Annotated in this window: 12 protein-coding genes; 6 read left to right on the top strand and 6 right to left on the bottom strand. The window is 62.5% G+C overall.

Features of this window, described 5'->3' with window-relative positions; all coding sequences use genetic code 11:
- Nucleotides 1–220: 220 nt before the first annotated feature.
- Nucleotides 221–2,275: a TonB-dependent receptor gene (locus A7A09_RS06860; protein ID WP_106690657.1), complete on the top strand. Its 2,055-nt coding sequence runs from the start codon at nt 221–223 to the stop codon at nt 2,273–2,275.
- A gap of 141 nt (nt 2,276–2,416) precedes the next feature.
- Here the strand turns inward: A7A09_RS06860 and A7A09_RS06855 are convergent, their stop codons facing one another.
- From A7A09_RS06855 to A7A09_RS06840, 4 genes are read right to left on the bottom strand one after another with little or no spacing between them, the layout of a single operon-like run.
- Nucleotides 2,417–3,370, bottom strand: coding sequence for an ABC transporter substrate-binding protein (locus A7A09_RS06855; RefSeq protein WP_106690656.1), 954 nt, complete (start codon nt 3,368–3,370; stop codon nt 2,417–2,419).
- Between the two features lie 10 nt (nt 3,371–3,380).
- Nucleotides 3,381–4,439: a FecCD family ABC transporter permease gene (locus tag A7A09_RS06850; protein ID WP_106690655.1), complete on the bottom strand. Its 1,059-nt coding sequence runs from the start codon at nt 4,437–4,439 to the stop codon at nt 3,381–3,383.
- Entirely contained in the window at nt 4,436–5,407 is a 972-nt protein-coding gene (locus A7A09_RS06845) for a FecCD family ABC transporter permease (protein WP_245999198.1), read from the bottom strand. Before A7A09_RS06845 ends, A7A09_RS06850 begins: the two co-directional genes overlap by 4 nt.
- A 5-nt stretch (nt 5,408–5,412) precedes the next feature.
- The gene (locus A7A09_RS06840) at nt 5,413–6,186 is read right to left on the bottom strand and encodes an ABC transporter ATP-binding protein (protein ID WP_245999197.1); all 774 of its coding nucleotides are present in this window, start codon (nt 6,184–6,186) and stop codon (nt 5,413–5,415) included.
- 66 nt (nt 6,187–6,252) lie between these two features.
- Between A7A09_RS06840 and A7A09_RS06835 the strand changes: the two genes are divergently transcribed.
- The 5 genes from A7A09_RS06835 to A7A09_RS06815 all read left to right on the top strand — a co-directional run bounded on the left by A7A09_RS06835 (nt 6,253) and on the right by A7A09_RS06815 (nt 11,191).
- The gene (locus A7A09_RS06835; protein ID WP_106690652.1) at nt 6,253–7,554 is read left to right on the top strand and encodes an NtaA/DmoA family FMN-dependent monooxygenase; all 1,302 of its coding nucleotides are present in this window, start codon (nt 6,253–6,255) and stop codon (nt 7,552–7,554) included.
- 121 nt (nt 7,555–7,675) lie between these two features.
- The gene (locus A7A09_RS06830; protein ID WP_106690651.1) at nt 7,676–7,834 is read left to right on the top strand and encodes an SIP domain-containing protein; all 159 of its coding nucleotides are present in this window, start codon (nt 7,676–7,678) and stop codon (nt 7,832–7,834) included.
- A 244-nt stretch (nt 7,835–8,078) separates the two neighbouring features.
- The gene (locus A7A09_RS06825) at nt 8,079–8,468 is read left to right on the top strand and encodes a hypothetical protein (protein WP_148043617.1); all 390 of its coding nucleotides are present in this window, start codon (nt 8,079–8,081) and stop codon (nt 8,466–8,468) included.
- Nucleotides 8,469–8,611: 143 nt separating this feature from the next.
- Complete coding sequence (locus tag A7A09_RS06820; RefSeq protein WP_106690649.1) at nt 8,612–9,988, top strand: PepSY-associated TM helix domain-containing protein; 1,377 nt, start codon at nt 8,612–8,614, stop codon at nt 9,986–9,988.
- A gap of 342 nt (nt 9,989–10,330) precedes the next feature.
- Nucleotides 10,331–11,191 (top strand): GntR family transcriptional regulator, encoded by an 861-nt coding sequence (locus A7A09_RS06815; RefSeq protein WP_211341063.1) that lies wholly within the window; start codon nt 10,331–10,333, stop codon nt 11,189–11,191.
- Here A7A09_RS06815 and A7A09_RS06810 read toward each other — a convergent pair.
- Both A7A09_RS06810 and A7A09_RS06805 read right to left on the bottom strand, forming a co-directional pair.
- Nucleotides 11,188–11,934, bottom strand: a complete 747-nt coding sequence (locus tag A7A09_RS06810; protein ID WP_245999196.1) for an HpcH/HpaI aldolase family protein — start codon at nt 11,932–11,934, stop codon at nt 11,188–11,190. The genes A7A09_RS06815 and A7A09_RS06810 overlap by 4 nt on opposite strands.
- The gene (locus A7A09_RS06805; RefSeq protein WP_106690647.1) at nt 11,934–12,746 is read right to left on the bottom strand and encodes a carbon-nitrogen hydrolase family protein; all 813 of its coding nucleotides are present in this window, start codon (nt 12,744–12,746) and stop codon (nt 11,934–11,936) included. Before A7A09_RS06805 ends, A7A09_RS06810 begins: the two co-directional genes overlap by 1 nt.
- Between the last annotated feature and the right edge of the window lie 102 nt (nt 12,747–12,848).

Genomic DNA, 12,848 nt, shown 5'->3' with positions numbered 1-12,848 from the left:
GCGCCACCGGAGTGGCTACATGACACGCCTTGCGGATCGGGCTGGGGCATCAGGAACGGGTGCAGTCAAAGCCTTGTGTTGCGCACTGTCAACCCTGCGGACAAATCTCGACGGAAATATTCAACAATACTTGATGGGCCGGTCCGTTTCTGCGATAGCTCACTGCGATCAACGCCAGCAGTTCCTGCCAGCCACGCAACTTAAATGGTGGGGACTGAACATGAGAACGCGTTCGTTTGCGGGTATGCTGCTTGGCAGTGTCGCCCTGATCACTCCGTTTGCGGCACAGGCGCAACAGGATGTCATCGTGCTGGAGCCGATCATCCTCGAGGGTGAAAAGCTGTTGCGCAGCATCTCGGACACCGCGTCTTCGGTCTCGGCTTTATCGGCCGAGGATATCGCCAGTGATGTCGGTGCGAGTTCCGTGGCCGAGGCGATCAACGGTATGCCCAATGTGGTCTTTCCCGACACGGTGAGCGCGCCGATCATTCGCGGACAGGACACGCAGGGTCCGAATTCGGGCGCCGGAGCGTTCTTCGGCGGTACCGTGCCGCGGGCCAAGACCAACGTCGACGGACATTATCTCAGCTATAACGAGACCGTGTTTGGTGTGGCGTCGATCTGGGATGTGGATGCGATCGAGGTATTCCGTGGTCCGCAGACCATCGCACAGGGCGCCAACAGCATCGCCGGCGCGATCATCGTGAATACCAAGGATCCCAGCTTCACGCCCGAAGGCGCGGCCCGGCTGCAATACGGCACCGGCGGTTCCCGCCGCGCATCGGTGGCCTATTCTGCGCCGCTGGGGCAGGATCTCGCCGCGCGGATCTCGCTGGATCATGCCGGGCGCGACGGGTTCATCGATTACGTGAATCCCGGTTTCCAGAAGGGCGAGACCGACCAAGATTTCGCAGCGTCGGAGGCGCGGTTCAAGCTGTTGTGGCAGCCACAGGCGGCACCGGGGCTGGAGGCAATGCTGACATTCTCGCACAAGCAGAGCAATCGTCCCACATCCGAGGCGGCGGGCTTGCCTTACGACGATCTGGAAAGCACCAGCCTCGGGATGCCAAGCTGGGATCAGAGGGTCAATACGACCATTGCCGATGTCAGCTATGAGTTCAGCAATGGCATGCAACTGTCCAACCAGACACAGTTCAGTGATCAGTCCATCCATCGCCTTGCTGCACCGGCGGAGAATGGCGAAGCCTTTATCGACTCCAAGGAGATCTCGAACGAAACCCGCCTGACTTTCGGCGGTGAGGACAGCCGCTTCAGTGGCGTTGTCGGGTTGTTCTACGCCAAGACAGAATCCGACGAATTGCTCTATACCCGGGGCGTTTCGGAATTCGAGGATACCAAGGAAAACCTGGGCGTATTCTCCGAACTGACCTGGCGTCCGGACGACCGCTGGACGGTCAGCGCCGGGCTGCGCTATCAGCGCGACAGCATCGAGCGCAGCGGCACATCCAGCCTTGCCCGCGAGGAACTGGATTATGACAGGAGTTTTGATGCGTGGCTGCCGAAAATTTCGGTCGCCTATGACGTGTCGCCCGACGTGACCGTCGGGGCACTGGTCAGCAAGGGATATAACCCCGGCGGCGTCAACCTTTCCTTTGTTCAAGGTAGATATTTCAATTTCGACGCAGAACGCGCGACGAATTACGAATTGTTCGGACGGGCCGATCTGATCGACGGGCGCATGCGCCTGACTGGTAACCTGTTCTATACCCGGTTCAGTGACTCGCAGCGGGTCCTGCCCGAGTATCTCGACGGTCTTCCGCGCGGCAATATCGTCGTGAACGCGGATGACGCCAAGGCTTACGGGCTTGATCTGACGATGGATTATGCCGTCAACGATACGCTGCGTGTAAAGGCGGGGCTTGGTCTGCTGCATTCGGAGATCGGCGAATTCACCGATGCCGCGGGTGTCAACTATGAAGGGAACAAGTTCGGCCGGACGCCCGACCATACGATCAGCCTTGGCATGGAATGGCAGGTCACGGACAAGACGACCGTCGCGGCCGATGTCAGCCATATCGGCGGATATTACTCGACCGACTGGAACCGTGCCAGCTATGAGGTCGACAGCTATACCATCGCCAACGCCCGCGTCGATCACGCGCTGAACGACAAGGTCAACCTCTATGCCTATGTCGAGAACATATTCGACGAGCGCGCGCCGACCTATAAATACGATGACCGACAAATTGGCGGCATCATCGCATCGATGACCAAGCCGCGCGAAGTTGGGCTGGGGCTCGATCTGCGGTTCTGATGGGGGTGCGTCCCGCGAGGACGGGGGGCACACCCCGTCGCCGGCTGGTTCTCGAACCAGTGGCGTTCCAACCGGCGACCCCCGTGGGGTATTTGGATAAAGAAGAAGGGCTTAAGCCGCGCCGGAATCCCTCCGGTGCGGTCAGTTCTTGCTTGCCTGGGCGCTCCATGCCTCGATGGCATCCAGCGCGTGTTCGGCACTGGCGATAGAGGGGGTGGCGACCTTGGTGGAATCCATCCAGACGATCCGGCCTTCGCGGGCCGGTTTCAGGAAACGTTCCCATCCCGGCATGACCCGGTCCAGCTGGGCGCGGGTTCCCGCCTCGTCATGGGAGGCGCCGGCATAGCTGCTCAGGATTACCAGAAGATCGGGATTCATGCGACCGAAAGCCTCGCTGCTGATCGGCACGGCGAAAGTCGAGCCGAGGGCGTTATCCGGGCCATCGGCTTTCAGGGGCAGACGGTTATAGCCCAGATCCTCGATCGCCTGGATTGCTCCGGACATCTCTCCGACGAGGTTGATCTTGTCATGCACGATCACCGCAAGATAGCTCTGTCCCGGTGGGATGATCGGTTTGAGGCGGTCGAGTTTTTCCTGATATTCGGCGCGGCGATCCTCGAATGCGTCGGTGCGGTCCAGCAGCGCGGCAAGCTGTTTCTCGGTCTCGAAGCCGCGCACCTTGCCTGACGAACTGGCCTGCAAGTAGACCGGCGCGATGGCTGTCAACTGATCGGCCTTGTCCGCATCGAGCTCGGTGCCGATGATCAGGTCGGGTGACAGGGCGCGCAGGCGTTCAAGGTCGATATCGCCGACCGCTCCGATGCCGCGCGGGGCCGGGTCCGGGGCGTCATCGCCGAGGATCGAGGCATAGAAATCGGCGGCCATCAGGCTGCTGCCATCATCGGCGCGGCCATAGCTGCCGACCGGATCGACGCCGAAATCGGCCAGTGGCACGCCCAGAAGCGGTTCGTGCAGCACTACGATCCGCGACGGATCGTCGGGGATCTCCACGCCGCGGCCCATGGCGTCGGTTACGGTTTCGGCGAGCGTGGCATGAGAGGCAAGCAGAGGGGGAAGCAGGAACAGCAGTCGCATGATCGGCCTTTCAGCGGTTGGACAAGGTTTTCAGCGCCCGCAGGCGCAGCGAGATCACGAAGAGCGGCACGCCGACCAGTGTCAGTGACAGCCCCAGGGGCAGCGCAAGTTCGCCCGAGACCGAGCGGGTCAGCATATCGGCGGCGATCACCAGAACCGCGCCCATCAGCCCTGACAGGATCAGCCGTGGCCGCCCCGATGCCGGAGACAGGAATCCTGCCAGATGCGGTGCCATGACGCCCAGAAACGCCAGCGGCCCCGCCGCGGTCACCGCCGCAGAGCTGAGCAGAACCGAGACCACCAGGATCAGAGGACGCGAGCGGTTCACATTCTCGCCCAATGACATGGCAAGGTCCTGGCCCAGGTCGTAGGTCGAGAGGCTGCGGCCCAGCCAGACGGCCATGCCAAGGCTGAACAGGAACCATGGCAGCAACGCCAGCACCGCCGCCGGGTCCGCACCCGAAAGCGAACCCGCCAGCCAGTTCGACAGCGCATAGGACATGTCTGGCGGGGAATATAGGATCAGGATCTGCGTGACCGAGGACAGCATCGTCTCTACCGCGATCCCCATCAGCAGCAGCGCCAGACCGCCCGCCCCCCCGCGCCCGACCAGAAGCACGAGGGCAAGGGCCACGGCCAGCGCCCCGGTCATCGCCGCGAATGGCAGCAGCATCGGCGGTGCCGCCGGGGCGAACAGGATCAAGAGCAGGATCATCACCATGGAGCCCTGGCTGAGCCCCAGAAGCCCCGGATCGGCCAGCGGATTGCGTGCCAGCGATTGCAGCATCGCGCCAGTCAGGGCGACGCACCAGCCAGCCATGAATCCCGCCGCAATCCGGGGCAGGCGAACCTCGCGCAGGGCAAAGCCGGCGTCATCGACAAGGCCGCCCCGCAGCAGCGCGGTGATATCGCTTCCCCCGATCCGGGTCACGCCGATCATCGTCGAGACCAGTGACAGGGCTGCGGCAACGCCCAACAGCAAAAGGCCCGCCCGCAGATGCCGCGCGCGAAATTGCAGGTGGCCGAAATGGACCAGCTCTTGCCCATCGGTCGCGCGCGCGGGCTTCATGCCTGCGCTCCCAGGTAGTGGCGGCGGATCAGAAGGGCAAAGACCAGACCTCCGGCCAGATCCAGCACGACCCCGCTATGCAGGCTGTAGGGCGAGAACGCCTCGCGTGCGATCAGATCGGCGATCAGGCAGGCCAGCCCTCCGGCGACGGCCGAGACCGGCATCAGTCGCCACAGGGCCGGGCCGGTGAAGGGGCGGACCAGATGCGGCACGACCAGTCCGACAAAACCCACCGGTCCACAGATTGCCGTTGCCGAGGAGGCGGCGATTACCGAGGCGCCCAGCCCTAGCAGGCTGACTCTTCGGACATCGACCCCCGCCGAGGCGGCCTTTTCGGTCCCCAGCATTATCAATGTCAGCGGCTTTGCCAGCACCATCAGGACCCCGATGGCCAGCCAGCCGATCCACCAGAACTGTGTCAGCCGATCGGCATAGACATGGTTGATATCCCCCGAGATCCAACCCAGGTAAGCCGTCCGCAGTGCCGGGTCGGACAGTAGCAGCGCATTGGCCACGCCCATGCACAGCATCGTCACCAATGCTCCGGCGAGGATCAGCACCATGCCGCGCGGATCAAGACCCAGCCCGGCAAGCCGTGCCACCCACATGGCCGCGCCCGCGCCTGCCGCGCCCCCGGCCAGCGCGGCGATACCCTGCGCGGCAGTTCCCAGCCCCAGCACCGCCCCGGCAACCACGAAAACCATCGCTCCGCCGCTGATGCCCAATGTCGAAGGCGCGGCCAAGGGGTTGCGAACCAGACCCTGCAGCACTGCACCCGAACAGGCCAGCACCGCGCCGACATGCAGCGCGATCAGGGCGCGGGGCAGGCGCTGATAGAGGATGACGTAATGGCCGTAATCATCGGGATCGAAATCGAGGAATGTCTTGGCCATGGCAGCAGGGGGCATGCCGGATCCGAGCCAGAGATGCAGGAAGAGGCATAACCCGAGACCGACGAAGAGTGCCATGAATCTCATGCCGGTATTTTCAGATGCGGCATGCAGATGCGCCTTCCCGCATGGGTGATGACATCTGCGCCAAGGTCGAACACGCGGGCGATATTGGACTCGGTCACGGTGTGCTCTACCGGGCCATGCGCGACCAGCCGGCCATCCGCCAGCATCGCGACCTCGTCGGCAAAGGCGGCGGTCAGATTCAGGTCATGCAGCACCGCGACGACCGTCTTGCCATGCTCGCGAGTCAGGCGTTGGACAAGACCAAGGGTGGCATATTGATATTTCATGTCCAGATGGTTCACCGGCTCGTCCATCAGGATGATCTCGGCATCCTGGGCCAGCACCATCGCGATCCATGCCCGCTGTCGCTGCCCGCCCGAAAGCGAGTTGACCGGGCGATGCGCAAGGTCGATCAACCCCACCGTCCGCAGCGCAGAGCGAAACAGCTCCCTGTCGCGTTCGGTCGGACCGGCAAAGGTGGCATAGCGGGCGAAACCGGCCAGCTCGACCAATTCGCCCAAGGTCAGGTAATCGGGGCAATGCGCCTCTTGCGGCAGATAGGCGATGCGCCGCGCCAATGCGCGCCGGTCGCGCGGCAGGGGCTTACCGTCCAGCGTCACCTGTCCGGCGGTCAGCGGAACGAAACCCATGATTGCCCGCAGAAATGTTGATTTGCCGCAGCCATTTGGCCCGACCAATGCGGTCAGTCGCCCGGCTGCGATTCGCAGCGACAGGCCATGCAGCACTTTCTGCTTGCCATAAGCGGCCTCCAACCCGGTTGCTTCCAGCACAAATCGCTCCTTGCCTGCGTCGCTCTTAATCCATAGTAAAAAAGTCATGAATTCAAGGGGGCGTCTATGGGCCGCAAGCTGAAAATCGGGATATCGCTCGCACCGACCTGGCATAGCGGCGAGGGATGGCGCAGGCCGGATAGCGGCATCGAGAATATCTACTCTGCGGATTTCTTTGCCGATATCGCTCGGCGGGGCGAGGCGGCTCATCTGGATTTCGCCTTTTTGCCGGATGTGCAGATGTTGAACCGCCCGGCGCTTGAAAGTGGCGGCGGCTTTGCCAGCCTCGATCCGACGATGCTGCTGGCGTCCATTGCCGGGCGGACCTCGGCTATCGGCCTCCTGACCACGGCGTCGACCACTTTCCGGACCCCGTATACGGTGGCGCGTCAGCTCCAGTCACTGCACTGGCTCAGCCGGGGACGGGCGGGATGGAACATTGTCACTGCTTTGGACGGCAACGGGAATTTCGGCCTGTCGGAAATGCCACCGGCGGCGGAGCGATATGAGCGCGCGGCGGAGTTCACGCAAGTCGTCCGCGAGTTGTGGGACAGCTTTCCGGCAGAGGCATTGCTGCGCGACCGCGAAAAGGGGCGTTTCGCCGATCCGGCGTTGACCCGGCCCATCGATCACCGGGGGCGGTATTTCTCGGTCGATGGCCCGCTGAACCTGCCCCGCTTCGATGGCCCGCCGATCCCGCTGTTCCAGGCAGGAGCTTCGCCCGAAGGCAGGCAATTTGCAGCCTCGGTCGCGCAGGGGATATTCGCCTCGACACCCGATATGGAGGTTGCGGCAGAACTGCGCCGCGATCTTCGTCACCGGGCCGAGGGGGTGGGGCGCGAGCCGAACGATATCCGGCTGATGCCCGGCTTCAGCCTGTGGCTTGCCCCGACGCGGGCAGAGGCGCAGGAATTGTTCGCCTTCACTCATTCCCGCACCGATCCGGCTCGCAAGATCGCCACGATTCTGGAAGCGACGGGGCTGGATCTGACCGGCTGGCCCGAAGATCGCCGCATTCGTGCGGCGGATTTACCCGAACCGCCCGCCAGCCCGCGTAGCCGCACCCATGCCGGGTTGCTGCGCCGCGCCATTTTGCGCGATGAGCCGACCCGGGCGCAATTGCTGGCGCGTCCCGAGGTGGTGGGGTCCGCGCATTGGCGGGTGATAGGCACGATCGGCGATGCCGTGGACGAAATTCGCAATTGGGTCGATGCCGGAGCTATCGACGGTTTCATAGCGACCCCTGGAGGCTCTCCTGCTTGCCTTGATATGGTGCTGGAGGAACTGGCTCCCGCGCTCGCCGATCTGGGATTGTTTCGCAAAAAATATTCCGGAGACAGCTTCTGGCACCATCTGCACGAGATTTGATCCTTCGCCGGTTGACGACGATGGCCTCTCCATCAACGCCGCTGCGTAGCGTGGTTGCGGGATATTAGCAGGCGCTCGCCGCCGATCCGCCGAACCTGTCCGCCCGGGCGGTGAGATCGGCATGATCGGTCCCGGCGGCGGCATGCCGTTGGAACGCGACTGGTATCTGATTGCGGGTGACGAAACCGCCTTACCGCCCATGGTGCGTCCTCTCGAATTGCTGTCTGGCAGCGCTTGCGGGCATGTGGGCATTGAGATTGCCGCGTCGTCCGAGCGGTAAGAACAGTCCCTGCATTGTCTCCTGCCGGAGAACGGGCCAGGAATGGATCTGAGACTTTCCGGCTTTGCAGTCATGAAGGATCGGCCATTCTCCTCTCCATCTCCTGCGGCAAAATGTGGCATTTGACAGGAACGTGATCTTTGTCAATATCCGGCGCAACGGAAACATGCTGGCCAGCGGAAAAATCGTGCCCGATCGAACGATCATTGACCATGCAGGCCGGTATCGCCGACGTGGCGCCGGAATGATGCAGTCGTTCCGCCGCCTTGCAGTCATGGTTCTGTTCCTGCCGTTCCTGCTGGTGTCATTGCTTGGCGACGGAACCATGCTGGCCAAGACCGGAGATGATCGGGTCGTCGTGGTTTTGTGCACCGGCGGTGATCAGGTCGAGATGGTCTGGGCACAGGATGGCAGCCTGGTGCCGCTCGACGAGGCTCCGCTAGGGGATCATGACGTGCCTGGCCCGTGCGATTGGAACCTGGTGGCACAGAACGCCATTTCTGCCGAGCCCGCCGCCCTTCCGCCATTCGAGCCGGTCCTGTTCGCAAACCGTCTTTGGATCGACCGCCCGCTGCATGCCCGGCGGATCGATGTGCTTGCCCCCTCGGCACGGGGACCGCCGATACTGGCCTGATCTGCCTCGCGAAACCTCCGCATCCCGGCTCCACGTCAGGAGGGGCATTCGCGCAATCGGTTTTCTCCAATGATCGGAGCGCCTGCCGCAATTGTGGGCGCCGGTTCGCCGCATCATGGCGGCCAGTTTACGAGGGCAACATAATGACCAATCCGGCAAGCACCGGGCAAGGCACCGTATCCGGAACGGGCCAATCCGACTTTTACCGCGCCGTCTGGCGCTGGCATTTCTATGCGGGACTTCTTGTCCTGCCCTTCCTGATCACCCTGTCGATCACCGGCGCGTTATATCTGTTCCGCGACGAGATCGACAGCTTCGTTCATGCCGATCTGAAGCGCGTCGCCATTCAGCATGCCGAAACCGTGGCGCCCTCGCAGATGATTGCTGCGGCGCTTGACGCGCAGCCGGGCCAGGCGGTGAAATTCACCGATCCTCCGCGCCCCGACGCCTCGGCCGAGATCACCTTGACAACTGCCGGTAATGAGCGAGTCACCGTCTATGTCGATCCCTATGACGGGCAGGTTCTGGGGGCATTGCCGGATCGGGGGACGGTCATGTGGACGGTGCGATACCTGCACAGCCTGCGCTATTTCGGACCATTCGCGCGGGCCTTGATCGAGATCGCCGGCGGATGGTCGATCCTGCTGGTCGGAACCGGCATCTTCCTGTGGTGGCCACGCGGCAGGAAAGGCGGGGTGGTCTCGGTCCGGGCAACGCCGCGCCGCCGGGTGTTCTGGCGGGATCTGCATGCGGTGACGGGTCTTTTCGTTGGTGGGGTCATCGTATTCCTGGCAATCACCGGAATGCCCTGGTCGAATGTCTGGGGCGGCAAGGTGAATGAATGGGCGAATGGTTCGAATTTCGGCTATCCCTCCGGGGTGCGCGTGGATGTGCCCATGTCGGACCAGAAGCTGAACGATACCTTCAAGACATCATGGGTGCTGGAGCAGGCGCGAGTTCCCGAAAGCGTCGCAGCCGATGGTGCGGCACAGGCGATCGGCATCGACGCCGCCGCTGCGGCATTCGACCGCCTTGGGCTGCATGACGGCTACGTGATCAGCCTGCCCCGCTCGCCAAGCGGCGTCTATACCGGCCCGGTCTATCCTGACGACCTGCACCAGCAGCGGGTCGTGCACCTGGACCAGTATTCGGGCGCGGCGCTTGTGGATATGGGCTATGACGATTACGGCCCGGCGGGAAAATGGCTGGAGTTCGGCATCAACACCCATATGGGCCAGCAATTCGGGCTGGCAAACCAGCTGCTGTTGTTCGCCGCCTGTCTGGCCATCGTCGCCATGTCCGTCTCGGCGGCGGTGATGTGGTGGAAACGCCGACCGGCGCGTCGCCTGGGTGTGCCGCCCGTGCCCTCGGACCCGCGCGTGTTTCGCGGGCTGATGGCGATCCTGATCCTTGGTGGCCTGTTATTTCCGCTGGTGGGTGCGTCTCTGCTGGCGATGCTGGCGCTTGATTGGGCCGTTCGGCGTTTGTCCGGGGGCAAGCCACAGATCCGTTCCGCCTGAGGGAAAGCGGAGGGCTCGCCTTGAAACGGGCGGGCCCTTATATTTTCCGGTGGCAGCCATTCATCCCGGACCAGAATGACGTTTCCGCATCCACGGCGTGCTGATACGCATCTTCGCGCCATCTCCGAGGCTGTCCGTGGCCGGATGGCTTGGGATATGATGGCCTAGATGGGGGGCTTGTCGGCGCTTCATTCCACGCCGTGTCTTTCTATGCCGCAACATAGGTGATACCGAAGCGGGGTTCCCGCGAGAACCGGTTCCGGTTCTCGATTTTCGATATGCTGTTCCAATGACGATTCCGGTAGATTGGAGATGGAGTAAAGCTTGGTCACGCAGTGTTCGTTGAGCGACTTGCAGGTTGAACTCGCGCGCAAGATCATTGCCTTGGCCCAAAGCGGCCATTGGCAGAAAGGTGAGCATGTTTCGGAATTGCGGCTTGCCGGCCAACTCGGAACCTCGCGCTCGCCGGTCCGTCATGTCCTGCAGTTCATGGAAGAACTCGGGGTGTTCACCAGGATTCCGAATGCCGGCTTTCGGTTCAAGGCACCGCCATCGACGGGCCTGGAACTCGAAGCATTGCTTCCCCGTTCAGAGATCGAGGAGCTTTACCAGAAGATCATGATCGCTCGGGCCAGCGGCCATATCGGCCGCGAGGTCTCGGAAACCGAGTTGGCGCAACATTTCGGTGTGACCCGGGGTGCGATCAGGCGCACGCTGATGCGCTTTGCCAATTCCGGCCTGGCCGAACGCCGCACCGGGCATGGTTGGCAGTTCGCCGAGACGCTCGACAACCGGACCGCCATTAACGAAAGCTATGCCTTTCGCATCATCATTGAATGCGGTGCCCTGCGAGATCCCGGCTTCAACCCCGTTCCCGAACAGCTGGATGCGCTGCGCGAACAGCAGGCACGACTGCTGGAGGCGCCGCTTGCCGGAATTTCCGGCGCGGCATGGTTCGATGCCAACGCCCATTTTCATGCGACTGTCGTGTCCTGGGCCCGGAACCGCTTTTTGAGCGAAGCGATCGAGCGCCAGAACAAACTGCGGCAGATGACCGAGGTCGCCGAGTTCACCAGCCTGACCGAAACACGGGTTAAGAAGGCGTCACGGGATCATCTGGATATCCTGGCCGCGATCGCCGCAAGAGATTACGTGAGCGCCGCTGATATCCTGTATGATCATCTGCGGCGCGATCGCGACTAAGGCGCGTCGGCCTTGGCTCGGCCCGTGGCGATGCCCGAGATCACCGTCGCCATACCTGCCGCCAGAACTTGATGCTCGGCACCGACAATTTGCACCATAGCACCGTTCTCGCGCGCGAATACCTGCTCTGCAGGGCCCCAGGCCGGCATCCACCAGGGCTTTCCGGCGGCCCTTGCCCGTGTGGCTATATAAGCGATATCGGCACGATCCGCCGCTTGGAAAAGGTAATTGTCGCGCCCCCTTGAGAGAGCCAAGTCGAAGGGACCGACGAACAGGCCATCGACCAGCGGGCTGGCCAGTATGGCGTCCAGATCGTCGAATGCGGCGGCGGTTTCGATCATCGGCAGGCAAAGGATTTCACGGTTCTGCCGGGCGAAATAGTCGTTGTCCGGGGCCGCGAAGCCAGCAGATCTGCCAGCGGCATAGCTGCGCGTGCCTTGAGGCGGGAATTTCGTCGTCGAGAGTGCAGCATGGACATCTCGCAATCGTTCCACATGCGGAAGGATTACAGCATCGACGCCCAGATCCACCGCGCGCTGCACCCAAACGGATTCCGGTGCCTCGATCTTGGCGCAAACCATCACTCCCATGGCTCGTGCGGCGACGACCAAGGCCTCGCGCCGGTCGGGGGTGAAGCTGTTGTGCTCGATATCCAGTATGACCCGGCGAAACCCGGCATTCACGGCGATTTCCAGGAAATCGAGATTTGGCGTGCTCATCCAGAAAGCGTATTTATCAAGCATCATGAGATCACGTGGTGAGAGTTGGAGGGAAGTTTACCGCGAACATGTTCGAGATAGGCGAAGTCCAGTTCGGCGAAGGTGACGCCGGGTTGGGCCGGGGCGCGCGCGATGACCGTGCCCCATGGATCGGCGACCATGGAGTTTCCGTAGCAGGCGCGCGCTCCGCCGGGTTCCTCGTGCAAGCCGATTTGTCCCGGGGCGATGACATAGCATTGGGTTTCAATGGCCCGCGTGCGGATCATGACTTCCCAGTGATCCTTGCCGGTCTCCAGGTTGAACGCCGCGGGTATCGTGATGATGTCGCAACCTGCCTTCATATGGGCGAGGAACAGCTCGGGAAAACGCAGGTCATAGCAGATGGCGCAACCGATGCGGTGCCTGCCAAGCGGGTAATCGACGATCTCGTTTCCGCGTTCAATGACGTCGGATTCGCGAAAGACATGGCCCGACGGGGTTTCGACATCGAACAGATGTATCTTGCGATACCGGCATAGTTCGGCCCCGTCGGGACCGAAGGCGACGGCGGTATTATAATAGGCACCGCCATCGCTTTCGATCATCGAGCCTATGTGAAAGGCGACGGCATATCGCCGTGCCAGGCTCTGCATTGCGCGGTAGGCTTCGCCCTCGGGGAATTGTTCGGCGGCGGCGTGTTGCTGCTGGACCGTGCCGCCAAGGAAGGTCGCGTATTCCGGTGCGACGACCAGATCGACCCCGCTCCCGGCGATCCGCTCTGCGAACAATGTTTCGATAGCGGCGATATTGGCCGGTTTGTCGTGGCGGGAATTGAGCTGCAGCATGGCTATGCGCATCGGTGGTTCTTCTCCTGTCGCAAGGGGTTTGGGTGCGGGGGGGCAACGGATGTCATGTCTGATGCCTGACAAGCGGCGCGGGCGCGAGCAATGCGAAACTGC

Origin of the sequence: Paracoccus methylarcula (assembly GCF_003007735.2) — a bacterium.
Classification (GTDB): domain Bacteria; phylum Pseudomonadota; class Alphaproteobacteria; order Rhodobacterales; family Rhodobacteraceae; genus Paracoccus; species Paracoccus methylarcula.
Note: the sequence above shows the minus strand (reverse complement) of the source record. Positions and strands in the feature narration are given on the sequence as shown.